Source organism: Herbaspirillum hiltneri N3, assembly GCF_001267925.1.
Taxonomy (GTDB): Bacteria; Pseudomonadota; Gammaproteobacteria; order Burkholderiales; family Burkholderiaceae_D; genus Herbaspirillum; species Herbaspirillum hiltneri.
Map to the genome: position 1 here is coordinate 4,735,230 of NZ_CP011409.1, position 24,243 is coordinate 4,759,472.

General features: G+C 61.0%; 24 protein-coding genes. 7 read left to right on the plus strand and 17 right to left on the minus strand.

Annotation, left to right across the window (positions count from 1 at the left end; genetic code table 11):
- Positions 1–1,011 carry a trans-3-hydroxy-L-proline dehydratase gene (gene lhpH, locus F506_RS21345; protein ID WP_053200782.1) on the minus strand — a complete coding sequence of 337 codons (1,011 nt, stop codon included), beginning with the start codon at positions 1,009–1,011 and terminating at the stop codon, positions 1–3.
- Positions 1,012–1,266: 255 nt separating this feature from the next.
- Positions 1,267–2,394: a branched-chain amino acid ABC transporter substrate-binding protein gene (locus tag F506_RS21350; RefSeq protein ID WP_053200784.1), complete on the minus strand. Its 1,128-nt coding sequence runs from the start codon at positions 2,392–2,394 to the stop codon at positions 1,267–1,269.
- A 283-nt stretch (positions 2,395–2,677) separates the two neighbouring features.
- On the opposite strand from F506_RS21350, the gene F506_RS21355 reads away from it, so the two are divergent.
- Positions 2,678–3,142 carry an Lrp/AsnC ligand binding domain-containing protein gene (locus F506_RS21355; protein ID WP_016832045.1) on the plus strand — a complete coding sequence of 155 codons (465 nt, stop codon included), beginning with the start codon at positions 2,678–2,680 and terminating at the stop codon, positions 3,140–3,142.
- A 3-nt stretch (positions 3,143–3,145) separates the two neighbouring features.
- On the opposite strand, the gene F506_RS21360 is transcribed toward F506_RS21355, so the two are convergent.
- The 8 genes from F506_RS21360 to gpmA form a co-directional block, all read right to left on the minus strand.
- Positions 3,146–4,270: a branched-chain amino acid ABC transporter substrate-binding protein gene (locus tag F506_RS21360; RefSeq protein WP_053200786.1), complete on the minus strand. Its 1,125-nt coding sequence runs from the start codon at positions 4,268–4,270 to the stop codon at positions 3,146–3,148.
- Positions 4,271–4,427: 157 nt separating this feature from the next.
- Positions 4,428–6,452: a TonB-dependent receptor gene (locus F506_RS21365; RefSeq protein ID WP_053200788.1), complete on the minus strand. Its 2,025-nt coding sequence runs from the start codon at positions 6,450–6,452 to the stop codon at positions 4,428–4,430.
- 92 nt (positions 6,453–6,544) lie between these two features.
- On the minus strand, positions 6,545–6,997 hold the full coding sequence (locus F506_RS21370) for a hypothetical protein (RefSeq protein WP_083458154.1): 453 nt from the start codon (positions 6,995–6,997) through the stop codon (positions 6,545–6,547).
- A gap of 190 nt (positions 6,998–7,187) precedes the next feature.
- Positions 7,188–7,592 carry an RNA polymerase-binding protein DksA gene (gene dksA / locus F506_RS23805; protein WP_016835981.1) on the minus strand — a complete coding sequence of 135 codons (405 nt, stop codon included), beginning with the start codon at positions 7,590–7,592 and terminating at the stop codon, positions 7,188–7,190.
- 755 nt (positions 7,593–8,347) lie between these two features.
- Complete coding sequence (locus F506_RS21380; RefSeq protein ID WP_053200790.1) at positions 8,348–9,106, minus strand: HesA/MoeB/ThiF family protein; 759 nt, start codon at positions 9,104–9,106, stop codon at positions 8,348–8,350.
- Between the two features lie 65 nt (positions 9,107–9,171).
- Positions 9,172–10,668, minus strand: coding sequence for a S41 family peptidase (locus tag F506_RS21385; protein WP_053200792.1), 1,497 nt, complete (start codon positions 10,666–10,668; stop codon positions 9,172–9,174).
- A 3-nt stretch (positions 10,669–10,671) separates the two neighbouring features.
- A complete protein-coding gene (locus tag F506_RS21390) occupies positions 10,672–12,063 on the minus strand; it encodes a murein hydrolase activator EnvC family protein (RefSeq protein WP_235471275.1) in 1,392 nt (463 codons plus the stop codon).
- Between the two features lie 14 nt (positions 12,064–12,077).
- Entirely contained in the window at positions 12,078–12,824 is a 747-nt protein-coding gene (gene gpmA, locus F506_RS21395; protein ID WP_053200794.1) for a 2,3-diphosphoglycerate-dependent phosphoglycerate mutase, read from the minus strand.
- 122 nt (positions 12,825–12,946) lie between these two features.
- Here gpmA and F506_RS21400 point away from each other — a divergent pair, with 122 nt between their 5' ends.
- The 5 genes from F506_RS21400 to F506_RS21420 all read left to right on the plus strand — a co-directional run bounded on the left by F506_RS21400 (position 12,947) and on the right by F506_RS21420 (position 15,850).
- Positions 12,947–13,363: a rhodanese-like domain-containing protein gene (locus tag F506_RS21400; RefSeq protein WP_053200796.1), complete on the plus strand. Its 417-nt coding sequence runs from the start codon at positions 12,947–12,949 to the stop codon at positions 13,361–13,363.
- Positions 13,360–13,620 (plus strand): glutaredoxin 3, encoded by a 261-nt coding sequence (gene grxC / locus F506_RS21405; protein ID WP_053200798.1) that lies wholly within the window; start codon positions 13,360–13,362, stop codon positions 13,618–13,620. The genes F506_RS21400 and grxC overlap by 4 nt, the downstream gene beginning before the upstream one ends.
- Positions 13,621–13,697: 77 nt before the next feature.
- Positions 13,698–14,192 (plus strand): protein-export chaperone SecB, encoded by a 495-nt coding sequence (gene secB, locus F506_RS21410; RefSeq protein ID WP_053200800.1) that lies wholly within the window; start codon positions 13,698–13,700, stop codon positions 14,190–14,192.
- A 149-nt stretch (positions 14,193–14,341) separates the two neighbouring features.
- Positions 14,342–14,797 carry an SH3 domain-containing protein gene (locus F506_RS21415; protein WP_053200802.1) on the plus strand — a complete coding sequence of 152 codons (456 nt, stop codon included), beginning with the start codon at positions 14,342–14,344 and terminating at the stop codon, positions 14,795–14,797.
- Positions 14,798–14,851: 54 nt separating this feature from the next.
- Positions 14,852–15,850 (plus strand): NAD(P)H-dependent glycerol-3-phosphate dehydrogenase, encoded by a 999-nt coding sequence (locus F506_RS21420; protein ID WP_053200804.1) that lies wholly within the window; start codon positions 14,852–14,854, stop codon positions 15,848–15,850.
- Positions 15,851–15,942: 92 nt separating this feature from the next.
- Here the strand turns inward: F506_RS21420 and F506_RS21425 are convergent, their stop codons facing one another.
- The 7 genes from F506_RS21425 to F506_RS21455 form a co-directional block, all read right to left on the minus strand.
- The gene (locus tag F506_RS21425) at positions 15,943–16,191 is read right to left on the minus strand and encodes a hypothetical protein (protein ID WP_053200807.1); all 249 of its coding nucleotides are present in this window, start codon (positions 16,189–16,191) and stop codon (positions 15,943–15,945) included.
- A 234-nt stretch (positions 16,192–16,425) separates the two neighbouring features.
- The gene (locus F506_RS21430; protein WP_053200809.1) at positions 16,426–17,049 is read right to left on the minus strand and encodes a protein-methionine-sulfoxide reductase heme-binding subunit MsrQ; all 624 of its coding nucleotides are present in this window, start codon (positions 17,047–17,049) and stop codon (positions 16,426–16,428) included.
- 8 nt (positions 17,050–17,057) lie between these two features.
- Positions 17,058–18,038 carry a protein-methionine-sulfoxide reductase catalytic subunit MsrP gene (msrP, locus tag F506_RS21435; protein WP_053200811.1) on the minus strand — a complete coding sequence of 327 codons (981 nt, stop codon included), beginning with the start codon at positions 18,036–18,038 and terminating at the stop codon, positions 17,058–17,060.
- A 108-nt stretch (positions 18,039–18,146) separates the two neighbouring features.
- On the minus strand, positions 18,147–18,812 hold the full coding sequence (locus tag F506_RS21440; protein ID WP_053200813.1) for an HAD-IA family hydrolase: 666 nt from the start codon (positions 18,810–18,812) through the stop codon (positions 18,147–18,149).
- Positions 18,813–18,824: 12 nt separating this feature from the next.
- Entirely contained in the window at positions 18,825–19,976 is a 1,152-nt protein-coding gene (ccsB, locus tag F506_RS21445; protein ID WP_053200815.1) for a c-type cytochrome biogenesis protein CcsB, read from the minus strand.
- A gap of 144 nt (positions 19,977–20,120) precedes the next feature.
- Positions 20,121–22,232 carry a cytochrome c biogenesis protein ResB gene (locus F506_RS21450; protein ID WP_053200817.1) on the minus strand — a complete coding sequence of 704 codons (2,112 nt, stop codon included), beginning with the start codon at positions 22,230–22,232 and terminating at the stop codon, positions 20,121–20,123.
- A 164-nt stretch (positions 22,233–22,396) separates the two neighbouring features.
- Positions 22,397–23,065, minus strand: coding sequence for a c-type cytochrome (locus F506_RS21455; protein ID WP_053200819.1), 669 nt, complete (start codon positions 23,063–23,065; stop codon positions 22,397–22,399).
- 198 nt (positions 23,066–23,263) lie between these two features.
- Between F506_RS21455 and yihA the strand changes: the two genes are divergently transcribed.
- Positions 23,264–23,992, plus strand: coding sequence for a ribosome biogenesis GTP-binding protein YihA/YsxC (yihA, locus tag F506_RS21460; protein ID WP_053200821.1), 729 nt, complete (start codon positions 23,264–23,266; stop codon positions 23,990–23,992).
- Positions 23,993–24,243 lie beyond the last annotated feature (251 nt).

Below are 24,243 nucleotides of genomic sequence, written 5' to 3' on the forward strand. Positions count from 1 at the left end.
TTACCTCAGGAAGAAGCCGGTCGGGAACGGGTCGGACTCTTCCAGCACCCACTGGTTGGTGCTCATGATGTGCGCCGAACCGGTGACTTCGGTAAAGGCCGCATCGAGCTCGCCGACCTTGGTCGTGCCGGTAACGCGCACGCTGAAGTTGCTGCCGACGATGCTGCCGTTGACGTAGTCCTGGTTGAGGTCCAGCTTGCCGCGCAGGAACAGCTGCGCCGCGCGGCCGGAGGTGCCGGTGCCGGTCGGCGAGCGGTCGACTTCGCGGTCGGCGAAGATGCAGACATTGGACTGATCGGCGCCGGGGAAATTGGGCGCGCTGTCGATGATGGTGCCGTACAGCGTATTCAAACCCGGCTCGAGCGGATGCCGGATCTGCACCTTGGCTTTGACTGCGGCCTTGGTTTCGGCACCGAGCTGGATCAGTTGACGCACCAGTTCCGGCTTGACGGTCAGCCCGGCCTGGTCGGCGTTGATGTAATAGTAGAAGGCGCCGCCGAAGACGATGTCGCCGGTGATCTTGCCGAAGCTCGGCGTATCGACTTCGACGTCGCGTTGATAGATGAAGGAAGGCACGTTCTTGAAGGTGACCTTGCCGGCGCGCTGGCCGTCCCATTCCACACTGGCGTCGATGAAGCCGGCCGGCGCGTCGAAGCAGATGCGCGTCACCGGTGAAGTGCGCTCAACGTAGCCCATTTCGACCAGCACTTTGCCGAGCGCGATGATGCCGTGGCCGCACATGTCGCTGTAGCCTTCGTTGTGGATAAAAATAACGCCGAAATCGGCATTCGGCGTCAGTGGCGGAAACAGGTAGGCACCGTACATGTCGGCGTGACCGCGCGGCTCGTTCATGAGGAACTGGCGCAGGTCGTCGCGGTTTTCTTTCAGCCAGGTGCGCTTCTCAAGGATCGTGGCGCCGGGCACTTGCGGCAGGCCGGACACCAGGATGCGCAGGGGTTCGCCGCCGGTGTGGGCGTCAATGGTCTGGACGGTGCGGGTGTAACTGAGCATGAAACTTCCTTCTGCGAAATACAGGAAACCAGTGCAAGGGGCAGTGTATTGCATTTCCCGTTGCGTGCGCCGTATTGGTGATACGGATGCATCAATGCCTTGCCCGGTCGACAAGACGGGGCTATGACCATCTCCGGCCCTGCTGCACTGCAGAGGGCCGGAGATAAATTACCGAAACTGCCAGGGGATCATTTCAGGGAACAATCACAAGGCTGCGATTGTTCCCTGGCAGAAATGAAACGCGGGAATGGACGATCAGTAGCTGGTCAGAGCAACCGGCACGCCGTCCTTGAAGCGGAAGATCGTCACTGGCGATTGCTTCAGGTCATGCTTGTCGTCGAACTCGTACTGGCCTGCCACGCCTTTGTATTTGATTTTAGCCAGCGCAGGGCCATAGACCTTTGGTTCGACGGAGTTGGCTGCCTTCATTGCCTGGGCGATGACCATCATGCCGTCATAGAACGAGACTGCATAGACTTCCGCAGGACGACCGAACTTCTTTTGATAGTCGTCGGCGAACGCCTTGCCTTCCTTTGCCTTCTCGAGGATCGTGCCGCCTTGGGTACAGTAGACGCTTTCACCGATGGCGTCGCCACCCAGACGGCCCATCTCAGGCGAGCAGATGCCGTCGCCGCCCATCAACAGCGCGTCGATGCCCAGTTGCTTCATCTGGCGCTTGATCGGACCGCCTTGTGGCGCGTAACCACCGATGAATACGGCTTGCGGCTTCTTGCCCTTGATCGAGGTCAGGATGGCGGTGAAGTCGGTCGCCTTGTCGTTGGTGAAGTCCTTGCTGACGATTTTGATGCCGTTGGCTTGAGCGATCTTGATGAACTCTTCCGCCAGGCCTTGGCCATAAGCGGTGCGGTCATCGATCACGGACACGGTCTTGATCTTCAGTTCCTTGGCTGCGTACAGCGCCATCTTGCCGCCCAGCTGGCTGTCGCTTGCCGCCACGCGGTACAGCGTGGCAAAACCTTGCTGGGTGATCTTCGGATTGGAAGCCACGGTTGCAGTCACGATGCCAGCGTCGTTGTAGACGCGCGAAGCAGGAATGGTCACGCCCGAGTTGTACGGACCGACGATGGCCTTGACGCCCTGGTCAACCAGCTTCTGGGCCACACCCACGCCCGATTTCGGATCGGCCTGGTCGTCTTCCGCCACGATTTCGAATTTGATCTTTTTGCCGCCGATGACGAGACCTTGCGTATTCAGACGCTCGACCGCCATTTGCAAACCGCCTTGGTTATCCTTGCCGGCCGAAGCTTGTGGCCCGGTCAGCGGACTGCTGAAACCGATCTTCACTGTTTGCACTTCCTGAGCAGATGCGAATGCCGGGATGATGGCAAGTGAAGCGGCGATGATATGCATGCGGTTATACATGTTGTTTCCTCTCTTGGTTGAAGGTCAGGCTTGCGTTAAAACACTGAATTCAAGCCGCGGCGGCAAAAAGGCAAGACGGTCGCAAGCGCAACTGCAGATAGGCATGGCGGGTGGGTCTCTCTTCTGTGCTTTGGTCGGCCTGTTGCGTCCGGTGGTCCGGCGCAACTACTTTTTATGGTGCTCGATTCTATTTACTCTTTGATGATATTAGTCCCGATAATTGCCCTTATAATCAGAATTTAATTCAGCATTACTAAATTAGACAGAAGAAAATTCAGATTCCATGGCTACGCTTGATAAAATCAGCAAAAAAATTCTGTCCGAACTGCAAAACGATGGCCGCATCAGCAATGTCGATCTGGCCGCGCGCGTGAACCTGTCGCCGGCGGCCTGCCTTGAGCGGGTGCGCAAGCTGCAGGACGCCGGCTACATCCTCGGCTACGCGGCTCAGCTCAATCCCGAATTGCTGGACGTATCGCTGCTGGTGTTCATCGAGGTAGTGCTGGACCGCACCACGGCCGACGTCTTCGAAGCCTTCAAGAAAAGCGTGCAGAGCATCCCTGAAATCATGGAATGCCACATGGTTGCGGGCGGCTTCGATTACCTGGTCAAGTCGCGCGTGAAGGACATGAACGCCTACCGTGAATTCCTCGGCAAGTCGCTGCTGCAGCTCAAGGGCGTACGCGAAACGCATACTTATGCGGTGATGGAAGAGGTCAAGAATACGATCCGGCTGCCGATCAAGTAGCTCTCAAAAGCTGGACAATGGCGTCAGCTTGCCATCCTTGAAACGCAGGATGGTCACGGTCGATTCGGTCATGTCGTGGCGCGGATTGAACTCGTAGGTCGCGGTCACGCCCTTGTAGCGCATGCGCGCCAGCACCGGCGCAAAGACGCGCGGGTCGGGCGAATTGGCGGATTTCATCGCTTGCCACAACAGCAGCACGCCGTCGTAGAAGGTCGGCGCATAGACATCCGGCGCGCTGCCGTATTTGCCTTGATAGGCGGAGGCGAAGACGGCGCCGTCGGAGACCCTGGTCAGCCATACGCCTCCTTGCACGCAATAAGTACGATTGCCCAACGCGCTGCCGGCTTGCGCCAGCATGGCCGACGAACACAAGGCGTCGCCGCCGAGCAAGGCGATCGGCATGCCGTGCTGCTGCATCTGCCGCAACAGCGCGCTGCCCTGCGGTGCATAGCCGCCGAAGAAGATGGCGTCGGCTTTGGCGGCAACGACGGCGCCCAGCGCGGCGCCGAATTCTTCCAGCTTGTCGCCGACCGCTTCCTTGTACACCAGCTGGACGCCGTTCATTTTGGCGACCCGCTCGAACTCGTCTGTCAGTCCGCGCGCGTAGGGCGAGCCATCCTCGATAATCGCCACTCTTTTGAGTTTGAGATGGCGTGCGGCATAGAAGGCCATCTTGCCACCCATGTCGGTGTCGCTGGCGGCAATACGGAACACCTGCGGTAGCGAAGTTTGAGTGACCTTCGGGTTGGAAGCCACCGTCAGCGCCACCACGCCCGCATCGTTGTAAATCTTCGCGGCGCTCAGCGCCACCCCGGAATTGAACGGTCCCAGCACCGCTCTGACTCCCGCCGCTACCAGTTCACGCGCGACCGCTGCGCCCTCTTGCGCGCTCGCCTTGTCGTCCCGCACCAGCAGCTCGAAACGAATCGCCTTGCCGTCCAATTGCAGGTTTTGCTGGTTGAGGCGTTCGATGCCCATCTGCACGCCGTTCAGCGCATCCTTGCCGGCAGCGGCCTGCGGCCCCGACAACGGGCTGCTGAACCCGAGTTTGACCACCTGCCGCTCTTGCGCAAAAGCGCAGGCGGACAGCAGGGACAGGGCTGTTGCAATGATGCGGACGAGTGACATGCGCTCCTCGGTGCCGGGACAGGCTGCGCCGGCGGCATTGCCGGCGAGTCTTTCCAGAATAGCCCAATATGCCGCCGTTCATTGGTGGAACACCGGCAAAAGGCATGCTCTTTTGCCGGTTTTGGCTGGCTCAGACGACCAGCGTCGCGAGAACCCGTCAAAACTGCGTGCGCACCCCGACGATCAGGTTGCGGCCGGCCTGCGGCACGGTGTCCTTGAGCACGGCGGTGGAATAGCGGATGTCCTGGTTGAGCAAGTTCTTTACCAGCGCAAACCAGGTCACGCGCATCGTCTGCAGCTTCTGCGTGTACGACAGGTTGGCGTCGAGCTGGGTGTAAGACGGCGTCTGGCTGGATTCGAAGGACGCCAGGCGATCCTGTTTGAGCGCGCGCAGCACGCGTACGCCGCTGGCCCACGGCCCTTGGCGCCAGCCGAGGTCGACGCCGTAGCGGGTGGCCGGCTGCAACGGCAGGTTGCCCTGGTTGTCCAGCTTCCCGCGCGAGGTGTCGGCAAAGCCGCGCACCGAGAAGCCCTCGTTGTTCAGGTTGTAGCTGACTTCGACTTCAGCGCCATGGATGGTGGCGTCGCCCTGCGACCAGAAGCGCTGCAGGAATTCGCCGGCCGGATCGGCATTGCCGGCGTCGTCGACCTGGCCGTTGGTGCGGCCGTAGACGTAGTTCTTCACCTTGTTCTGGAACAGATTGCCCTTCCAGCGCACCAGGCCTTCGGTCTTTTGCAGGCTCAGTTCGATATTGTGCGAGGTTTCCTTTTGCAAGCTGCTGTTGCCGATATCGAAGGTCGACGTCGATTCATGCGGACCGTTGGAGTACAGCTCCTCGACGGTCGGCGCGCGCTGCGCCACCGAATAGGTCGCGCCCAGGCCGTAGCCGGGAACGAAGCTCCAAAGCGCGCCGGTGGACCAGGAGAACAGGTTGAAGTCGCGGTCCTGCAGACCTTCCGGACGGCGCTTGACCGACTCCAGGCGCAAGCCGGCGCTGGCCAGCACCGAACCGAACTTGCGCTCCTCGACGAGGAAGCCGGCGAAGGTGCTCGACTTGGTCCTGGGCGTCAGTTGCGGCGAACCGTCGACTGCCGACAAGGCCGAGTAATTATTTTGATCGGTCTGGATGCCGAAGTTGCCGCGCCAGCCGGCCAGCGGTTTGTGCGCCAGCTCCCAGCGCGTCTGCAGCGAGCGGTTGGAAAAAACCGTGTCGGCGGTGCCGTCCTTCTTCTTTTCGGTGTGAGTGTAGTCGGTGTAACCGAGCTTGAACTTGAAGGACTCGATGCCGGCAAACGGCTCCTTGACCAGGCTGTCGATGTCGTAACGGGTCTGGTGCAGGTCGATGAAGGATTTTTCCGCGGTCGGGATGCCGTAGTGATCGTCCAGCGACGACACCGACGCGCCGATGTGGCCCCAGTCCGCGATGTAGGAGCCGCCGACGCCGACGCTGCTTTCGTGCGTGAAGGAATTCGGCAGGCGGCCGGAAGCGCTGGTGGCGTCGCCTTGCCGGGCGTTGCCGGGGATTTTGTAGTTATCGGTGTCGCGGTAGTTGCCGTCGACATGCAGGCCGATCTGGCCGGCTGAACCGTCGACCGAGAACGAGGTGTTTTTCTGGCCGTCGGCGGTGCCGTAGCGCGCCTCGACCTGGCCGGTCGGCTTGCCCACCAGTTCGGTCGGGATACGGTCATTGACCACGTTGACCAGGCCGCCGATGGCGCCCGAGCCGTACAGCAGCGCCGCCGGACCGCGCAGGATTTCGATCTGGCGTGCGGTGGCGGCTTCGGTGGCGACGGCGTGGTCGTTGGAGACGGTCGACACGTCGGCTGTCGGCATGCCGTTTTGCAGCATCAGGACGCGCGGACCTTCCATGCCGCGGATGATGGGACGCGAGGCGCCGGCGCCGAAGGCGGACGCCGACACGCCGAGTTCCTGCGACAAGGTGTCGCCGAGCGAATTGCCGAGCTTGTTACGCAGCTCGTCGCCGGCCAGCACTTTGGCGGGGGTGAGGATCTGGGCGTTTTCTTCGTTGGCGAAGGGGCTGGCGGTGACGACGACTTCCTGCAACTGCTGTGATTGTTGCGGCGGCGCGGTTTGCACCGTGGTCTGTGCGGAGGCGGCGGTGGACATGACGGCAAGCGCGGACAGGACGGCGCTGGCCAGCAGATTGGGCTGGGCTTGCATGGTGTTCCTTGACTGACAAATGAAAGGATGGCGTGCGTGCGGACGCGGATCCGCGCGAGGCGGTCCGGCCGGAAAATCGTTGCGTTCAGATGTCAGCGCGGCGGTGCGCGCGAGGAAAAATGGCAGACGGCCGGCGCATCCCAGGAAGCGAAGGCCTGCCACAGCGCCAGCACTTGCGTACCGGGAATCAGCGGAGGGGAAAAGAAGCGGGCGTGAATACCGGCCGCCCCGGCGGCGGCGTCATATTCGGCGCAGGAATGATGCGGCTTTCCATGTGCGGCGGGGAGCTTGCCGTCGTCAGCATTAACGTCAGCATCATCGTCGACATAATTGAACAGCGCGGCATTGAAGGAAGCAACCGGGGAGGCAGACGCCTGCTCCGGCCAGCCGGCGTGAGCGATACCGTGCAGCAAGCCGAGCCACTGCGAAAACAGCAGCATCACCGCCAATGCCAACGCCAAACCCATGTGGCCGCTGCGCCTGCGCCGGGCAAGGATGCCGGCAGGACGGACGATACGCAGCAATGTGGCGGTGGCAACGGCCATGGTGTCAGGTGGATTCAGCGGTGGTTCGGCATGAGCCGGAGAGCGCGAATTATAGCACCTAATTGCAACACTGTTGCATTTACAAGCTCATCATCATCCGCGTGGCGGAAGCATGAAAAATGAAAGACCTGGAGAACAAAAGCGAATGGCGCCGACTCGCGGCGCCATTGCTTGTAATCACGGAAGAAACTCAGTCGCCGTACAGCTTTTGCTTGAGTTCGCGGCGTTGTTGCGCTTCCAGCGACAGCGTCGCGGTAGGACGCGCCAACAGGCGCGGGATGCCGATCGGTTCTCCGGTTTCTTCGCACCAGCCGTATTCGCCGCTATCGATGGAGACGATGGATTGCTGCACCTTCTTGAGCAGCTTGCGTTCGCGGTCGCGGGTACGCAATTCCAGCGCGTGTTCTTCTTCGATCGTGGCGCGATCGGCAGGATCAGGCACCAGCACGGTTTCGCGCAGATGCTCGGTGGTCTCGCCGGCGTTCTTGAGCAGATCTCGTTCCAGCTGTTGCAAACGGGCCTTGAAGAAAGCAAGTTGCGCTTCGTTCATGTAGTCCTTCTCGCCCATCTTGAGGATTTGTTCCTCGGTGAGCAAGGTTTGCGTATCAGGGGTAGTTTTGGGAGTTTTAGTTGCCACTTCGCTTACTTTCAATACTACGGGTTTTTCAATTTTATCCTTTAATCCGGTGCTTGCATCCTGCTTTTCTGCCTTGCTGCTGCCGGCTTTGCCGCCGCCAGCCTGACCGGATTTGGTCGCTTTTGAATCCACTTCCCTTGCTGCCGGTGTTACCGCTGTTTTGGGCGCTTTTTGAGACGCCGCTCCGGCTGTCTTGCCGGTGCCCTTCCCTGTACCGGACCCGGCGGTCGCTGATGCCGTTTTTTTAACGGTCAGGGATTTTACTACAACAACATTGGCTGCCGATGAAGTTGTTGCCTTCTTCGGCGCCGCCGCGCCGGCCTTGGGCTGCGCGGCCGGTGCAGTTTTCACTGCAGCGGTTTTGCGAGCCGGCGCCGCCGCCCGGCTGGCCGGTTTCGGCTTCAGCTTTTCGGCCGCCGCCTTTGGCGTTTTGACCGCTGCGGCAGTGGCGCCAGCCTTCTTGGCTGCACTTTTGGCCGCGGTGGCTTTGGAACTGTCCTTCTTTGCGGTGACGCCCATGAGTCCTTCCCCCGAAACTTCCGGTTATCTGGTCAATCGACGATCGTGCCTGGCTCACGCCATGACACGCAGATGGGAAGCGTGTCATCCGGCACGCAAATCCAATACAGTGTATACCAGAACTTGGCGCATAAATAGCACTTCACACACTGCGCCGTACCCGCCGGTGCCCGCCTGGGGCCTGCCCGACGCGGTCAGGCCGGATGTGCAGCGCCGCACACCGGGCAAGCCGGGTTGCGCGCCAGCCGAATGGTGGTCCATTCCATGTTGCGGGCGTCGAGGATCTGCAGCCGTCCGGCCAGCGATTCGCCGATCCCGGCCGTCAGCTTGAGCGCTTCGGCCGCCTGCATGGTGCCGATGATGCCCACCAGCGGCGAAAATACGCCCATGGTCGAGCATTGCACCTCATCGAACTTCTGATCAGGTGGAAACAGGCAGGCGTAGCACGGCGCCGCTCCCGAACGCGGATCGAACACGCTGATCTGGCCGTCGAAGCGGATCGCCGCGCCCGATACCAGCGGCACCTTGTGGGCGACGCAGGCGCGGTTGACGGCGTGGCGGGTGTCGAAATTATCGCTGCAGTCGAGCACCACGGTGGCGCTGCGCACCAGCTCGCCGAGACGGGCGTCGCTGACGCGCTCGGCAATGGCGACGATGTCGATCTCGGGATTGATTTCTTGGAGCGCCTGTTGTCCCGACCGCACCTTGAGCTGACCGACGCGACCGGTGGTGTGCATGATCTGCCGCTGCAGATTGGTCAGGTCGACGGTATCGTCATCCACCAGCGTGATCCTGCCCATGCCGGCCGATGCCAGATACATCGCCGCCGGCGACCCCAGACCGCCGGCGCCGATGACGAGCGCATGGCCGGCCAGCAGTTTTTCCTGTCCGGCAATGTCGATCTCGTCGAGGAGAATGTGGCGCGAGTAGCGCAGCAGCTGCTGGTCGTTCATGGTGGCGATGAAATGAAAGAGGGCTGCATGTTTGCAGCCCTCTTAATGTAACGCAATTTACGATCTTATTTTTTCTCGATCTTTTCCGGCGGCGCCTTGTTGTCCTTGCGGATGTCCTTGACCGGTTTGTCGTCCTTGCTGGACTCGTCGCGGATTTCAGGCTTGACCTTGGACACCTGGACCGGCTGGCCCTTCAGGTGGTTGAGCGCCTGCGCCAGCTGGAAGTCGTCCTTGCTGCCGAACTCGAGCGGCTTGCGCTTCTTTTCCTGGGCGATCAGGCGTTCTTCTTCCTTCTCGTCGACCGTGGATGCCTTCACTTCCTTGGCGTCCTTGTCCTTGTCGTTGGTCAGATGCTTGGTCAGGTCGGCTTCGCGCAGGCGCAGGCCGTTAAGGCCGTCGCCGTCGGCGTATTCATCCACCATGATGTCCGGCACGATGCCGCGCGCCTGGATCGAGCGGCCGTTCGGCGTGTAGTAGCGCGCCGTGGTCAGCTTGACCGCCGTCAGCTTGTCCGGTGGCAGCGAGATCACCGACTGCACCGAGCCTTTGCCAAACGACTGCGTGCCCATGATGGTGGCGCGTTTGTAATCCTGCAGCGCGCCGGCCACGATTTCGGAAGCCGAAGCGGAACCGGAGTTGATCAGCACCACCAGCGGCACCTTCTTGATCGCGTCAGGCAGCCTGGACAGCGGATCGTTGAGCGGGTTGGAGGCGTAGAACTCACGCTTGGCCAGGAAGCTCGACTTGGAGCTCGGCAGCTGGCCGTTGGTGGTCACCACCACTGCATCCTTGGGCAGGAAGGTGGCCGACACGCCGATCGCGCCCGGCAACACGCCGCCCGGATCGTTGCGCAGGTCGAGCACGAGGCCCTTGAGGTTCGGTTCCTGGGCGTAGATCGCCAGGATCTTCTTGGCCATGTCGTCAACCGTCGGTTCCTGGAATTGCGTCACGCGCAGCCAGGCGTAGCCGGGTTCGACCACTTTCGACTTGACGCTTTGCACGCGGATTTCCTGACGGGTGATGCTCAGGATGATCGGCTTGTCCTCGTCCTTGCGGGCGATGGTCAGCGTGATCTTGGTGTTCGGTTCGCCACGCATCTTCTTGACGGCTTCATCGAGCGTCAGTCCCTTGACGGGCGTGGCGTCGAGACGCGTGATCAGGTCGCCCGCCTTGATGCCGGCACGGTAGGCCGGCGAATCCTCGATCGGCGAGATTACCTTGACGTAGCCGTCTTCCATGCCGACTTCGATGCCGAGGCCGACGAACTTGCCCATGGTGCCTTCGCGCAGCTCCTTGTAGGCCTTCTTGTCGAGGTAGGCGGAATGCGGATCGAGCGAAGCAACCATGCCGGAAATCGCTTCGGTGAGCAGTTTCTTGTCTTCGACCGGCTCAACGTAATCGGACTTGATCAGACCGAACACGTCGGTCAGTTGCCGCAATTCTTCCAACGGCAACGGCGCCGTCGCATTCTTTTGCGCGATGGCGTCGAATTGCATCGAAGCAGCCACACCTGCAATCATGCCCAAACTGATAAGTCCAACGTTCTTGAGTTTGCTGCCCATTTTTCACCTAGTAGTTACCCAGCCCAGTGGGTCGAAAGCGCGGCCCTGATGCCGCATTTCAAAGTATAAACCCGATTGCTCATTGCCGCCGCTATTGCCTGCGCTGGCGATGACATCTCCGGTTTTGACGAGATCCCCCGCCCGCTTCAGAACGGACTGATTATTGCCATAAATCGTCATGTACTGGTTGCCGTGATCAATGATCAGCAGGTTGCCGAAACCGCGCAGCCAGTCCGCATACACCACCCGCCCAGCCGCCACGGCCCTGACTTCCGAGCCTTCCGGCGTGCGGATGAACAGGCCCTTCCAGCTCGGTCCGTCGCCGCGCTTGCCGCCGAACTTGGCGATCAGGTCGCCGCGCACCGGCAGGCGCAACTGGCCGCGCAGGCTGGCGAACGGTTTGCCGAAATTTTCTTCCGGCGACGGCGTGGCCTCGTTGCGGCCCAGCGATTGCGGCGCTTCGTCGTCGTCGATGGTGTCCGACGGCGCCGGCTTGACCTTGGTTCCCGGTGCGGCCTTGGCTTGCTGGGCCGCGGCTGCGCGCCGTTCGTGTTCAGCCTTGGCTTTGGCCAATTGTTCCTGACGTCGTTTTTCGCGCGCCGCGGCTTCGGCCTTTTTCTGGTCTTCGATCAATTGCGCCAGTTTGTCGACCAGGCCGGACAGGCGCTGCTCGTCGCGCTGCAGGTTGCCGACTTCCTTGCGCTGCGAGTTCAGCTTGGTCGACAGCTGCGCCAGCAGCGTGCCGCGCTTGGCCTTTTCCTTCTCCAGCAGTTTCTTTTGCTCGTTCTCTTCCTGGGCGATTTCTTCCAGTTCGAACTTGGCGTTCTGGGTCGCGGCCTTGTTGTCCTTGATGGCCTGCAGGTTCACGCGCAGCGTCTCGATCAGTTTCGCCTGCGCCTGCGACACGTAGCCCATGTATTGCAGCTCGCGGTTGATGCGGTTGGGATTGTCGCCCGACAGCAGCAGCTTGATGCGATCCTCGTTGCCGGCCACGTACTGGTCGCGCAGCAGTTTCGACAATTGCGCCTGCTGGCTGTTAACCACGCCGGACAGTTCGGCCTGCTGCTTCACCAGCACATTGAGCTTGGCTTCGGTGCCGGCCTGCTCCTGGCTGAGTTCGCGCAGCGAGCGGTTGGCCTTGGAAATCGCCTGCTCCGACTCGGCCAGCGCATCGGCGGCATTGCCCTTGGCGGTCTCGGTCTTGTCGATATCGCGCTTGAGGTTGGCCAGCTTTTGCTGCAGGTCGGCGCGTTCCTTCTCGGCCACCTGCTTTTGTTTGGCGCGTTCGGTAATCTGGGCGGCGGCCGGCAGCGGCAGGCACAAGGCCGCGGCCAAGGCCGCAGCGCCGAGAACTGCCGGGCTGCCGGCGCGCCGGCGCCACAGTACGTTAGTCATGCAAAAAAGCTTAGTTATTTCGATTTCCCTTGATTTGCCACGGCCTTGAGCGCCGCATCGATGGCCGACTGGTCGCCCAGATAGTAACTCTTGATCGGCTTGAGGTCGGCGTCGAGTTCATACACCAGCGGCTGACCGTTGGGGATGTTGAGACCGACGATGTCGTTGTCGCTGATGCCGTCCAGGTACTTGATCAGCGCGCGCAGGCTGTTGCCGTGGGCCGAAATGATGATCTTCTTGCCGGCGCGGATGGCCGGTGCAATGGTGTCGTTCCAGGCCGGCAGCACGCGCGCCACCGTGTCCTTGAGGCATTCGGTCAGCGGGATGTCTTCGCGCCTCAGGTTGGCATAGCGCGGATCGTTGTAGGACGCGCGCGGATCGCTAGGCTCCAGCGGCAGCGGCGGCGTGTCGTAGCTGCGGCGCCATACCAGCACCTGCTCATCGCCGTACTGGGCGGCGGTTTCCGCCTTGTTCAGGCCTTGCAGCGCGCCGTAGTGGCGCTCGTTAAGACGCCAGTCGTGCTGCACCGGCAGATACATCAGGTCCATTTCGTCGAGCGTGGTCCACAACGTGCGGATGGCGCGCTTCAACACCGAGGTGTAGGCCTGGTCGAAAGTGAAACCGGCTTCCTTGAGCAGCTTGCCGGCCTGCCTGGCTTCGGCCACGCCTTTTTCGGTCAGATCGACGTCAACCCAGCCGGTGAAACGGTTGGCGAGGTTCCAGGTCGACTCGCCGTGGCGCATGAAAACGATTTTGTACATAGTGTGGATTCGTGAGAAATAGGAAGAAACGGGAAGAGATCAGAAAATAGCAATGGAAGAATCAAATAGCGTGTCAGCTTCTATTTTATAATGCCGGGATTCAGTAAACCCATTGAGATCCCGTGAAATTCATCGTAGACAATATTTTCCTGATCGGCCTGGTCATCATTTCCGGTGGCGCGCTGCTCATTCCCTTCCTGCAACAGCGCGGCAGCAAGCTGACATTGCTGCAAGCCACCCAACTGATCAACACCGGCAAGACGCTGGTCCTGGACGTGCGCGACGTGGAGCAATTCAATGCCGCCCACCTGCGCGACGCCCGCAACATCCCGCTCAAGGACCTGTCGCAACGCATCGCCGAACTCGACAAGTTCAAAGGCAAGAACGTCATCGTGGTGTGCCAGTCCGGCACCCAGACCGCCAAGGCTGAAGGCATCCTCAAGAAGGCCGGCTTCACCGAAGTGCACGGCCTGACCGGCGGCATTGCGGCCTGGCAGGCGCAAGGCTTGCCGACCGCCAGCCAGAAGGCGGCAAAATGACAGCGCGCGTCCTCATGTACAGCACCGGCGTGTGCCCCTATTGCATGATGGCCGAGCGTCTGCTCAAGAGCAAGGGCGTCGATGACATCGAAAAGATCCGTGTCGACCTCGATCCGCAGCAGAAGGACATCATGATGGAGAAGACCGGCCGCCGCACGGTGCCGCAAATCTACATCGGCGATACCCACGTCGGCGGTTTCGACGACCTCAGCGCATTGGACCGCGCCGGCGGTCTTGATCCGCTGCTGCAGGGCTGAGCCGTTCCGAACTGATTTATCCGTATCAATCCAACGATCCAACGATCAAACAATCCAACCTGAAACGAGAGCATTCCATGGCGGAAGAGAACCAACAAGCTGAACAGCAACCCGTATTCCAGATCCAGCGCGTCTACCTGAAGGACCTGTCGCTGGAGCAACCGAACTCCCCGGCGATCTTCCTTGAACAGGATGCGCCTGCGATCGAAGTGGCAGTCGACGTCGGCGCCGAAGCGCTGGCCGACGGCATCTTCGAATCCACCGTCACCATCACCGTGACCGCCAAGGTCAAGGACAAGGTCGCGTTCCTGGTTGAAGGCAAGCAAGCCGGCATCTTCGAAGTGCGCAACATTCCTGCCGAGCAACTGGATCCGCTGCTGGGCATCGGTTGCCCGAACATCATCTATCCTTACCTGCGCGCCAACATTGCCGATGTGATCACCCGCGCCGGTTTCCCGCCGATCCACCTGGCCGAAATCAATTTCGAAGTGTTCTACCAGCAACGCCTGCAGGCGCTGGCCGAACAACAGACCGACGGCACGCTGGTCAACGGCACCACCACCGTCAACTGATCTCGTTCCATCCGCCGCACGCTGCTCCGCTCCGCGCGGAGCGCGCTGCGGCCGGCGCTTCACCAGCTATTGTCACCCTGCTATCCGATGCCGTACACGGCGACCAACCGCGCCATGTACGGCCTCAACCTCTCCAGCGGAGCAAGTCCATGAAATTTTCCCCTCTCATCCTTTCCGCCCTGATCCTCGGCTCGGCCGTAGCAGCGCCCGCCTTGGCGCTCGACTTCAAGTCGGTCGGCGCGGCGCCGGCCGTGCTGTACGACGCCCCTTCCGAAAAAGGCCGCCGCGTCTTCGTGGCGCCGCGCGGCATGCCGGTCGAAGTGGTCCTGACCTATGGCGAGTGGAGCAAGGTGCGCGATGCGGCGGGTACGCTGTCGTGGGTCATGTCCAAATCGTTGACTGCCAAGCGCAACGTCGTGGTCAATGTCGCCAACGCCAGGATCCATGCGGCGGCGGACGACAACAGCCCCACCGTGTTCAGCGCTGATAAGAACGTATTGCTGGAACTGACCGATGCGACGCCGGTGTCCGGCGGCTGGGTCAAAGTCAAGCACCGCGACGGCCAGAGCGGCTTCGTCAAGACCTCCGAGGTCTGGGGCGATTAAGCCGGGCGAGCTGGTGCATACTCCCCCCATTCCGGCCTCTACAAGCGAATCTTCATGAATATTTCCATACTCGGCGCCGGCGCCTGGGGCACCGCGCTCGCCATCGTGCTGGCGCAGCGGCATCAGGTCGTGCTGTGGGGCCGTGACAGCCAGGCCATGCAGACAGCCTCCCTGCAACGTGAAAACATGGCCTACCTGCGCGGCTTCCATCTGCCGGAGTCGCTGGTTGTGACGGCCGACTTCGCGCGCACGGTCGATCACGTCACGTCCTGCCAGGACAGCCTGCTGATCGTCGCCTCGTCGGTATCCGGCCTGCGCGCCTTGGCCGAGATGCTGCGCGATCATCCGATCCCCAACATCGTCTGGCTGTGCAAGGGGCTGGAAGAGCAAACCCGCCTGCTGCCGCACCAGATCGTGCGTGAAGTGCTGGGCGACAAGATTCCGGCCAGCGCTCTTTCGGGCCCGTCCTTCGCTCAGGAAGTAGCGCGCGGCCTGCCCTGCGCCCTGACCATCGCCAGCCACGACAAAGCCCTGTGCGAGCGTGTGGTCGGCGCGGTGCACGGCGGCAACCTGCGAGTCTATTCGAGCGACGATCTGATCGGGGTGGAAATCGGCGGCGCCGTAAAGAACATCCTGGCCATCGCCACCGGCGCAGCCGACGGCCTGCAACTGGGATTGAATGCGCGCGCCGCGCTAATCACGCGCGGCCTGGCGGAAATCAGCCGGCTCGGCATTGCGCTGGGCGGCCGCGCCGAGACCTTCATGGGCCTGTCCGGTGTCGGCGATTTGATTCTGACCTGCACCGGCGACCTGTCGCGCAATCGCCGTGTCGGTCTCGGCCTGGCGCAGGGAAAGAAACTCGACGCCATCGTGACCGAACTCGGCCATGTTGCCGAAGGCGTGCGCTGCGCGCAGGCGGTGCGCTCGCTGGCGCAGGAGCTGGGCATCGACATGCCGATCACCGATGCCGTGGCCGGCGCCTTGTTCGATGGCGTTTCGGTACAGGAAATGGTGGCGCAGCTGCTGTCGCGCGATCCGCGCGAAGAAAACTGAACGACCCGGTATTGACGCCGGGCAAAACTGCCCGCTGAAGAAAAACGGGACTGGCGCCTGGCGCTCAGTCCCGCTGCTGCAACCCGAAAAACTTAACGTGCGACGATGTCGCTCTCCATTTTAGGGCGCTTGAAACGCTTGGGCGATTCGCCCTCGACGATGTCGTCGATCTGCTTCGGCAACTTGTCGTATACCGAGCAATCGTCTTCGCGCTCTTTCGCGCGGAACGATTTTCCTGTCTTGCTGAAACGGCCTTCCTTGGCCGAGAGCGCATATTGCTGGTGATGAGCGACGCCGCCCTTTGCATTCTTGACTGCGATATCGCGTTCGATTGCTTGCATGACCCTGTCCTTACACGTCTTCTGACGTTCCCGTTCGTGGCGTTCTGCGACGATCAACACCTTGCGGCGCCATCGCAGTTGCGCGTTTTTGGCGCGCTGTAAGTCAACTAACGCACCAAATTCGATTTGGAATACGCAAAATCCGATTTTTTGTCAGGGAGTAGCAAGAAAAAATAAAATAGCACCGTTTTTGCTGCAAAGCAGCAATACGAAAAATATTTTATTTACAATGACTTATGATGCTTTCTTCGATTGAAATCTAAAAAACATACGCAGTAGCAGCAGAGTCGAAACAATTGTTGCAAAAAGTATCGGCTGCGCCAGCAGGTTCTTGCCCGCCTTCATCCACCAGAAGTGCAAGATGCCCAGCGGCAAGATCAGGTACATCAGCCGATGCAGCCACAGCCAGCGTTTCGCGCCCAGCCGGCGCACCATCGCGTTGGTGCTGGTGGCCGCCAGCGGGATCAGCAGCACGAAGGCAATGAAGCCAACCGTGATGAACGGCCGCTTGAGGACGTCGCGCCACATTTCCCCGACGTCGAAAAAGTGGTCGAACCACAAGAACGTCATGAAGTGCAGCACCACGTAAAAGAACGAGAACAACCCCAGCATGCGGCGCAGCCGGATCAGCCAGTTCCACCCGGTCAGGCGCCGCAGCGGCGTGACCGCCAGCGTGATGCAGAGGAAATACAGCGTCCAGTCGCCGGTGTTGCGCGTAATGAACTCGATGGGGTTGGCGCCGAGCCGGTCGAGGAAGCCGAAGGCAATCAGGCGCACGAACGGCAACAGCGCCAATACGAACAGTACGCCCTTGAGGATGCCGACCTGGCGCGGCTTGAGGTTGCGCAGCGCATTCATGGGCGCACTCAAAAGAATTTTTTCAGGTCCATGCCCGCGTACAGCGGCGCGACTTCGCTATAGCCGTTGAACATCAGCGTCTTGCGCTTGCGGGCCAGGAAGCCGTCTTCGCCGATGCGGCGCTCCGAGGCCTGCGACCAGCGCGGGTGGTCGACGGCCGGGTTGACGTTGGAATAGAAGCCGTATTCGTGCGGCGCAGACACGTTCCACGCGGTCTTGGGCTGTTCCTTGAGGAAACGGATCCTGACGATGGACTTGGCCGACTTGAAACCATATTTCCACGGCACCACCACGCGCACCGGTGCGCCGTTCTGGTTCGGCAGCACTTCGCCGTACATGCCCACCGTCAGCAACGTCAGCGGGTGGTTGGCCTCGTCCAGGCGCAAGCCTTCGGTATAGGGCCATTGCAGCACGCGCTCGTAGACGCCGGGCATCTGCTTCTTGTCGTCGAGAGTGACGAACTCAATGTATTTGGCGCTGCCGGTGGGCTCGGCCTTTTTGATCAGCTCGGACAGCGAATAGCCGATCCACGGAATCACCATGGACCAGCCCTCGACGCAGCGTAGCCGGTAGATCCGCTCTTCCAGCGGCGCCAGCTTGAGCAGTGCATCGATGTCGAGCGTCAGCGGCTTCTTCACCTCGCCCTCGATGGCAATCGTCCACGGCCGGGTCTTCAGCGTACCGGCGTTTTGCGCAGGATCGCTCTTGTCGGTGCCGAATTCATAGAAGTTGTTGTAGGTGCTGGCGTCCTTGAAGCTGGTCTGCTTGTCCATCACGACATAAGCGGCATTGGCCTTGGCGGCCAGCTTCTGCGCTCCCGGCGTCTGCGCCAAGGCGGTTTGCGTCAGGGTTTCCAGAAGGGCGCCGCCGGCGATCGACCCGACCGCGACGTGGCGCATGAAATCGCGGCGCGATTCGAACAGCGCACGCGGCGTGATCTCGGAAGACAGCGGAACCTCGATGTTGCGGATCTGGCGCTTGATGAACATGGAATCTCCTGTGGCGGACAATGGCAATCGCGGACGACCATTGGTCGCGTTGATCCGCACCATCTTACAGAAGTTCGCCGATTTGATCGTGCCGGAGGAACCTGAGGTTCAGGAGAAACTGGCGACCGGCGCCAGGCGGCCCGGCAATTCCGCCAGTTCGCGAATCACGTGCACGCCGTCGGGCAGCGTCAGCACATGATCTTCCGACTGCAGCGCAAACACCGTCATGCCCGCCGCCAGACCGGCCTTGACGCCGGGCAGGCTGTCTTCGACCACGGCGCAGCGTGCCGGCGCGACAGCCATGGCGCTCGCGGCATGCAGGAACAAGGCCGGATCCGGCTTCCATTTCTGCACGTCGTAGGCGCTGTAGATGCGGCCTTCAAAATACGGCAGCATGCCCGTCACGCGCAAGCACAGCTCGATCTTGTCGCGCGGCGCATTCGACGCCAGGCAAAACGGTACGGCCAGCGACTGCACCAGCTCAAGCGCGCCGGCGATCGGCTGAAGGCGGGCGCGGAACATGATCGCCATCAGGTCGCGCAGCTCGGCCACGAAGCTGGTCGGCAAGGGGCTGCCGGCAAGGCGTTCGATCTCGGCCACGCAGTCGGCCATGTTGACGCCTTTGAATTTTTCCAGCGCCTCGGTGGCGGTGATGCTGACGCCGAAGCGCGCGCTGTGCTCGACCCAGGCGTCGGCAGCGACGATTTCGCTGTCGACCAGGGTACCGTCGCAGTCGAACAGGATCAGGTCAATGCCGGGCAACGCTGTCGTCATGGTGCGGTTCGCCTACAGTTCGCCGTAGGAATGCAGGCCGGACAGGAACATGTTCACGCCGAGGAAGGCGAAGGTCGTGACCAGCAGGCCGACCAGCGCCCACCAGGCCGCGACCTGGCCGCGCAGTCCCTTCATCAGGCGCATGTGCAGCCACGCCGCGTAGTTGAGCCAGACGATCAGCGCCCAGGTTTCCTTCGGATCCCAGGACCAGTAGCCGCCCCAGGCTTCGGCAGCCCACAGCGCGCCGAGGATGGTGGCAATGGTGAAGAAGGCGAAACCGACCGCAATGGCCTTGTACATGACGTCGTCGAGCACTTCCAGCGACGGCAGGCGGTCTTCCAGGTAACCCTTGGACTTGAGCAGATAGGCCACCGCCACCATCGCCGCCAGCGCGAAGGTGCCGTAACCGATGAAGTTGGCGGGCACGTGGATTTTCATCCACCAGCTCTGCAGCGCAGGCACCAGCGGCTGGATCTCGGCGGCGTCGCGCGAGACCGTATACCACAGCAAGAAACCGACCGCGGCCGAAATCACCAGCAGCACGAAGGCACCCAACTGGCGCGTGGCGTAACGTTCTTCGTAGTAGAGGTAGAACAGCGCCGTAATCATGCAGAACAGGATGAACACTTCATACAGGTTGGAAATCGGAATGTGGCCGATGTCCGGACCGATCAGGTAGGACTCGTACCAGCGCACCAGCATGCCGGTGAAGCCCAGCACCACCGCCGCCCAGCACAGCTTGGAACCGAGCGCGGCGCCGGTGCCGGAGCGCGCCACCAGGCCGACCCAGTAGAACAGCGTAGACAGCACGAACAGCGCGCTCATCCACAGGATCGCGGATTGGCTGGAGAGCAGGTATTTGAGGAAGAATTTCTTGTCGGCCATGTCCAGCGCGCCGCCGTACATGGCGATCGCCGACAGCGCCAGCACCGCCAGCAAGGCCATCAGCCAGCGCACCGATTTCCAGTGCCAGCCGAGCCAGGCGAAGGTCGGCGCCGCCAGCAGCAGCACCGCCTTTTCGTAGTAATCCATGTGGCTGCCGTAGCGGCTCAGCGCAAACAGCGACGCCACCACCAGTGCAGCCGCGTAAATCCAGTCGAGCACGCTCAGGCGCCTGAAAAAGCCGATATCCTGCGAGTAAGCGTGGGTTTGGCTCAATTCCATTTCGATCTCCAGTTCAATTCCCGGGCCCGCCGCGCATCCTCGCGGCATCAGGCCCTCCGACATCCTACCCGTGCGGCAAGCGGGAGATATGTCGTTGCAGGCATAAGCGATACCACCGATGCCTATATGTTGTCCGACGCTAGCTTACGCCGTTTGCGTCAGCTTCGTCTTGAGTAATTCGAATTCCTTATCGAAATCCATCGTCTTGCGCTGGGTGCTCATGGCCATCAGCGAATGCGATCCGCCGTCATCTTGGGGGCGGATCCAGACCCACAGGCGACGCTCGCGGATGTACAGCATCGAAAACACCCCCAGCACCAGGAACAGGCAACCCAGGTAGACCACTTTCTTGCCCGGCGAGCGCGTGACCTGGAACACCGAAGCCTTGATTTCGTCGAAACCGCTCAGCTTGAGGTACACCGGCGCATGGTAGAAGCCGGCGTCGGCCATCGCATTGATCGCCAGTTGCAGGAAGCGCGCATGCTTTTCGTCGGCGCCGATCGCGTTGAGGCCGGCCTTCGCGCGCGCGGCCTGCCACAGTTCCCACATGCTGCCGTTGAGGATCTTCATGAAAATATCGGCGGCCTTTTCTTGCTCGGCGGCCGGGATCTTCTCGATGAAGCGCGACACCGCGATGTAGCCCGACTCCTTTCCGTCGCCGGCGAAAATGGTGAGGCCGCGCAACGCCGATTGCTCCACCTGTGCGCGCAACTGCTGAGCATTGGCGCCCTCGCCTTTCATGGCCTGGCGCGCATACCGCGCTGCGGCTTCCGCGCGCAATCCCGGATTGGCCAGCGCGGCGCGCAGGCGCATCCACTCGTCGACGCTGTCTTCGTCATCGGCCGGAATGCGCAGGTAACGGAATTGCTCATCCGGCATATCGCGCACGCCCGCCAGGAAGACATAGGCGCCGTCGACCAGCACCGGCTGCATGTAATTGAGGAACTCGCGCGCCTGGCCGGTCTTGTCGCGCAGTTTGTATTGCACGCTCGGACCGACGTTCTTGAGGTCTTTGCTGTTGGCGTTCTTGGCGCCCGAACCGAGATGCTTGTCGAGGCCTTCGGCGAACGACTTGTTGATGCTCTTGTTGACGCTGCGGACATCGTTGCCGCTGTTACCGCTGTTGTTCATGTTTTCCACGTTGAACGGCCGGAAGCCGCTCCACTCCACCGTGTATTCATTGTCCTTGGCAGCCGACAAGGGCGTGCTGCCGTTGACTTCGCCGGCGATCTCGAAACGCTTGTCGGCGGCGCCGGTCATTGCATGGCCGGTCAGGCGCAGCTTGCTGCCGCCGTCCTCGAAGCTCGACTGGTACACCGCGATGCCGTTGTAGATCAGCGGTTCATTGACCTTGATGGTGGCGGCGAAATCCTTGCCGGTGGCGTTGTCGCGCACGATCACATCGCTCGCGAACAGCTTCGGCATGCCGGTCGAGTAGTAGTCGATGACGAAGCGCTTCAACTGAATCGTGAACGGCAGGTCCTGGATCATCACGCCGTTCTGCTGCGGGATGATCGCGGTGCTGCTGCTGGCGCCTTCGGGAATCAGCGTATTGCCGCGGAAGGTCGGATTGCCCAGGCCCAGCCGGTGCTCGGCCGGGATCTGCGAGATCACGCCGTTGCCGGCGAACGGCGTCTTGCCGTAGAACCATTGCTGGAAGCGGATCGGCAGGTCGGAGTCGAGCAGCCCGCCCAAGCAGATGATGACGATGGCCGAGTGGGCGAAGATGTAGCCCCACTTGTTGGCGGCGCCCTTCTTGGCGGCGATCAGCGTGGCGCCGTCCTTTTCCACCAGTTTCACCTTGTAGCCGTTGGCGCCGATGCGCTGCGCCAGTTGCTGCGCCAGCCCGGCGGCCGGCACGGCGGCGGTCCATTCGACCTTGTGGTGGAAATTGCGCAGCGATTGCTCGCGCACGTTTTCACGCCAGCTGCTGATGTCCTTGAGCATCTTGGGACCGTTGCGGGCGATGCACAGCGAGGTCGACAGCACCAGGAACCCCATGATCAGCAAGAACCACCAGGCCGAATAAACGGCGTACAGCCCGAGCTTGCCGAACACCTCGAACCAGAACGGCCCGAACTGATTGACGTAGTTCGGCATCGGCTGGTTTTGCTGCAGCACGGTACCAATGATGGAGGCGATGGCGATCAGCGTCAGCAGGCTGATGGCAAAGCGCATCGAGGAAAACAGTTCGACGACTTCGGCCACCCAGCGTTGGCGGGTCTTCAGTTGGATGCCTGCGGTACTGCCTGTCATAAGTGCTACCTTTATCGATGCCCGATGCTGCTTGCGATGCAGTTTTCAGCGGCTGCCCCGCCGGCCGGGGCGGCATGGCGGAAATGCAAAAGGGGCGGCTTCGCAGCCACCCCCTCCAATTTGTTGCTACCCGATTTTTTACATCTGATGTTTACATCTGGTTCTTACTTCAGGCCGGCGATATAGTCTGCCACTGCCTTGATTTCCTTGTCCGACAAGCGGTCCGCGATGGTGCTCATCTGCGGGCTGTTGCTGCGTGTGCCGCCGCGGAAGGCTGTCAGTTCGGTCACCGTGTAATCCTGATGCTGGCCGGCCAGGCGCGGATACTGTGCCGGGATGCCGGCGCCGTTCGGGCTGTGGCAGCCGGCGCAGGCCGGAACGTTCTTGGAGGCGATGCCGCCGCGCCAGATCTGCTTGCCGAGTTCAAGGGTGTCCTTGCTCTTGGCGGCGCCCGGCTTCGGCGCCTGGGCGTTGAGATACGCGGCGATGTTCTTCACGTCTTCATCCGACAAGGCCTTGGCCAGCGGCGACATGATGGGGTTGCTGCGGCCGGCCGCGCGGAAATCGGTCAATTGCTTGACGATGTAGGCGGTATGCTGGCCCGCCAGGCGCGGATTGGCGGTAATGGTCGAATTGCCCGCGGCGCCATGACAGGAAACGCAGGCGGTAATGTTGCGCGCTGCGTCGCCGTTGGTATATAGCGCTTCGCCTTTGGCCGGATCAACCTTGGCGACGGGCTCGGGCTTTTTTTCTTCGGCTGCAAATGCTGCGGAAGATACCGCCAGCATTGCAATGAACAAGGATTTCAACAACGGCGAAAAGGCACGATTCATTCAAACACCCTGAGACTTGATTGTGATAATAAATTGCCAGGTTGGCGACGCGATTCCTCTTTCCCTAACTTTTCAGGTGCGCTGGAAAATGCACATCTGAAAAGTGTTTCCCCCAGTACAACACAACAAGAGATAACCCCTTATTGTACAATAGCTTTTCGGCATTTTTGCCCACTTTCAATGCATTTTCCTCCTACTATGTCCCAACTTTGGCAAGCCCGCTTCTTCACCACGGTGAATCATCTCCGTGATTTGCCAAACACCCAGGTACCCGAGATCGCCTTCGCCGGCCGCTCCAATGCCGGCAAATCCACGGCCATCAACGTACTGTGCAATCAAAAAAAGTTGGCGTTTGCGTCAAAAACGCCAGGACGCACACAGCATATCAACTATTTCTCCATCGGCGGCGCGCATGTGGCGCAGCATCGCAAAGATGAGACAAAAGTGGATGAGATCCGCGCCCTGCTGGTCGATTTGCCCGGTTACGGCTACGCGCAGGTGTCCGGCTCGGCCAAGCTGCACTGGCAGGAGCTGCTGGGCGACTACGTGCGCCGCCGCGACCAGCTCGCCGCGCTGGTGATGATCGTCGACTCGCGCCGGCCGTTTACCGACCTGGATATCCAGATGGTGGAGTGGTTTGCACCCACCGGCAAGCCGCTGCACTGCATCCTCAGCAAAGCCGACAAGCTCAACCGCAACGAAGCGACCAATGCGTTGCGCCAGGCGCGCACCTTCCTGGCCAGCTACGTCGATGAAAAGGGCGAACCGTTTCCGTTCACGGCGCAATTGTTTTCGGCGCTCAACCGCACCGGCCTCGATGAAGCCAACGACAAGATTCTGGAACTGGCGGGTTTGTCGGATGATGAAGATACCGACGAGGATGAAGTGGATGGCGCCGCCGGTGACGCCGGCCCTGAAGTAAAGTGAGCCGAAAGCAGCACCGCAAATAAAAATGCCCTGGAAGGGGGGAAACCGTTCCAGGGCGAACGCCTATCGTTTGCACGATGAGCCCCGCTCAGGGAGGGAAGGGGAAGCGGGAGGCAACATACATTGCCTATGCGTCAGAACACCCCTCCGGAGAAAAGTTTCAGAGGACGAATCGATTTTTTAATTATCGTCTTTTAACTATTTTTTAATTGAAATTGTTTAAATTTGTCCGCAGTTAAAAGGCCGGCAAC

Excerpts from the sequence above, each read along its gene's own strand:
- lhpH (WP_053200782.1), bottom strand. The coding sequence starts at position 1,011 with ATGCTCAGTTACACCCGCACCGTCCAGACCATTGACGCCCACACCGGC.
- F506_RS21350 (WP_053200784.1), bottom strand. The coding sequence starts at position 2,394 with ATGTATAACCGCATGCATATCATCGCCGCTTCACTTGCCATCATCCCG.
- F506_RS21355 (WP_016832045.1), top strand. The coding sequence starts at position 2,678 with ATGGCTACGCTTGATAAAATCAGCAAAAAAATTCTGTCCGAACTGCAA.
- F506_RS21360 (WP_053200786.1), bottom strand. The coding sequence starts at position 4,270 with ATGTCACTCGTCCGCATCATTGCAACAGCCCTGTCCCTGCTGTCCGCC.
- F506_RS21365 (WP_053200788.1), bottom strand. The coding sequence starts at position 6,452 with ATGCAAGCCCAGCCCAATCTGCTGGCCAGCGCCGTCCTGTCCGCGCTT.
- F506_RS21370 (WP_083458154.1), bottom strand. The coding sequence starts at position 6,997 with ATGGCCGTTGCCACCGCCACATTGCTGCGTATCGTCCGTCCTGCCGGC.
- F506_RS21380 (WP_053200790.1), bottom strand. The coding sequence starts at position 9,106 with ATGAACGACCAGCAGCTGCTGCGCTACTCGCGCCACATTCTCCTCGAC.
- F506_RS21385 (WP_053200792.1), bottom strand. The coding sequence starts at position 10,668 with ATGGGCAGCAAACTCAAGAACGTTGGACTTATCAGTTTGGGCATGATT.
- F506_RS21390 (WP_235471275.1), bottom strand. The coding sequence starts at position 12,063 with ATGACTAACGTACTGTGGCGCCGGCGCGCCGGCAGCCCGGCAGTTCTC.
- gpmA (WP_053200794.1), bottom strand. The coding sequence starts at position 12,824 with ATGTACAAAATCGTTTTCATGCGCCACGGCGAGTCGACCTGGAACCTC.
- grxC (WP_053200798.1), top strand. The coding sequence starts at position 13,360 with ATGACAGCGCGCGTCCTCATGTACAGCACCGGCGTGTGCCCCTATTGC.
- secB (WP_053200800.1), top strand. The coding sequence starts at position 13,698 with ATGGCGGAAGAGAACCAACAAGCTGAACAGCAACCCGTATTCCAGATC.
- F506_RS21415 (WP_053200802.1), top strand. The coding sequence starts at position 14,342 with ATGAAATTTTCCCCTCTCATCCTTTCCGCCCTGATCCTCGGCTCGGCC.
- F506_RS21420 (WP_053200804.1), top strand. The coding sequence starts at position 14,852 with ATGAATATTTCCATACTCGGCGCCGGCGCCTGGGGCACCGCGCTCGCC.
- F506_RS21425 (WP_053200807.1), bottom strand. The coding sequence starts at position 16,191 with ATGCAAGCAATCGAACGCGATATCGCAGTCAAGAATGCAAAGGGCGGC.
- F506_RS21430 (WP_053200809.1), bottom strand. The coding sequence starts at position 17,049 with ATGAATGCGCTGCGCAACCTCAAGCCGCGCCAGGTCGGCATCCTCAAG.
- msrP (WP_053200811.1), bottom strand. The coding sequence starts at position 18,038 with ATGTTCATCAAGCGCCAGATCCGCAACATCGAGGTTCCGCTGTCTTCC.
- F506_RS21440 (WP_053200813.1), bottom strand. The coding sequence starts at position 18,812 with ATGACGACAGCGTTGCCCGGCATTGACCTGATCCTGTTCGACTGCGAC.
- ccsB (WP_053200815.1), bottom strand. The coding sequence starts at position 19,976 with ATGGAATTGAGCCAAACCCACGCTTACTCGCAGGATATCGGCTTTTTC.
- F506_RS21450 (WP_053200817.1), bottom strand. The coding sequence starts at position 22,232 with ATGACAGGCAGTACCGCAGGCATCCAACTGAAGACCCGCCAACGCTGG.
- F506_RS21455 (WP_053200819.1), bottom strand. The coding sequence starts at position 23,065 with ATGAATCGTGCCTTTTCGCCGTTGTTGAAATCCTTGTTCATTGCAATG.
- yihA (WP_053200821.1), top strand. The coding sequence starts at position 23,264 with ATGTCCCAACTTTGGCAAGCCCGCTTCTTCACCACGGTGAATCATCTC.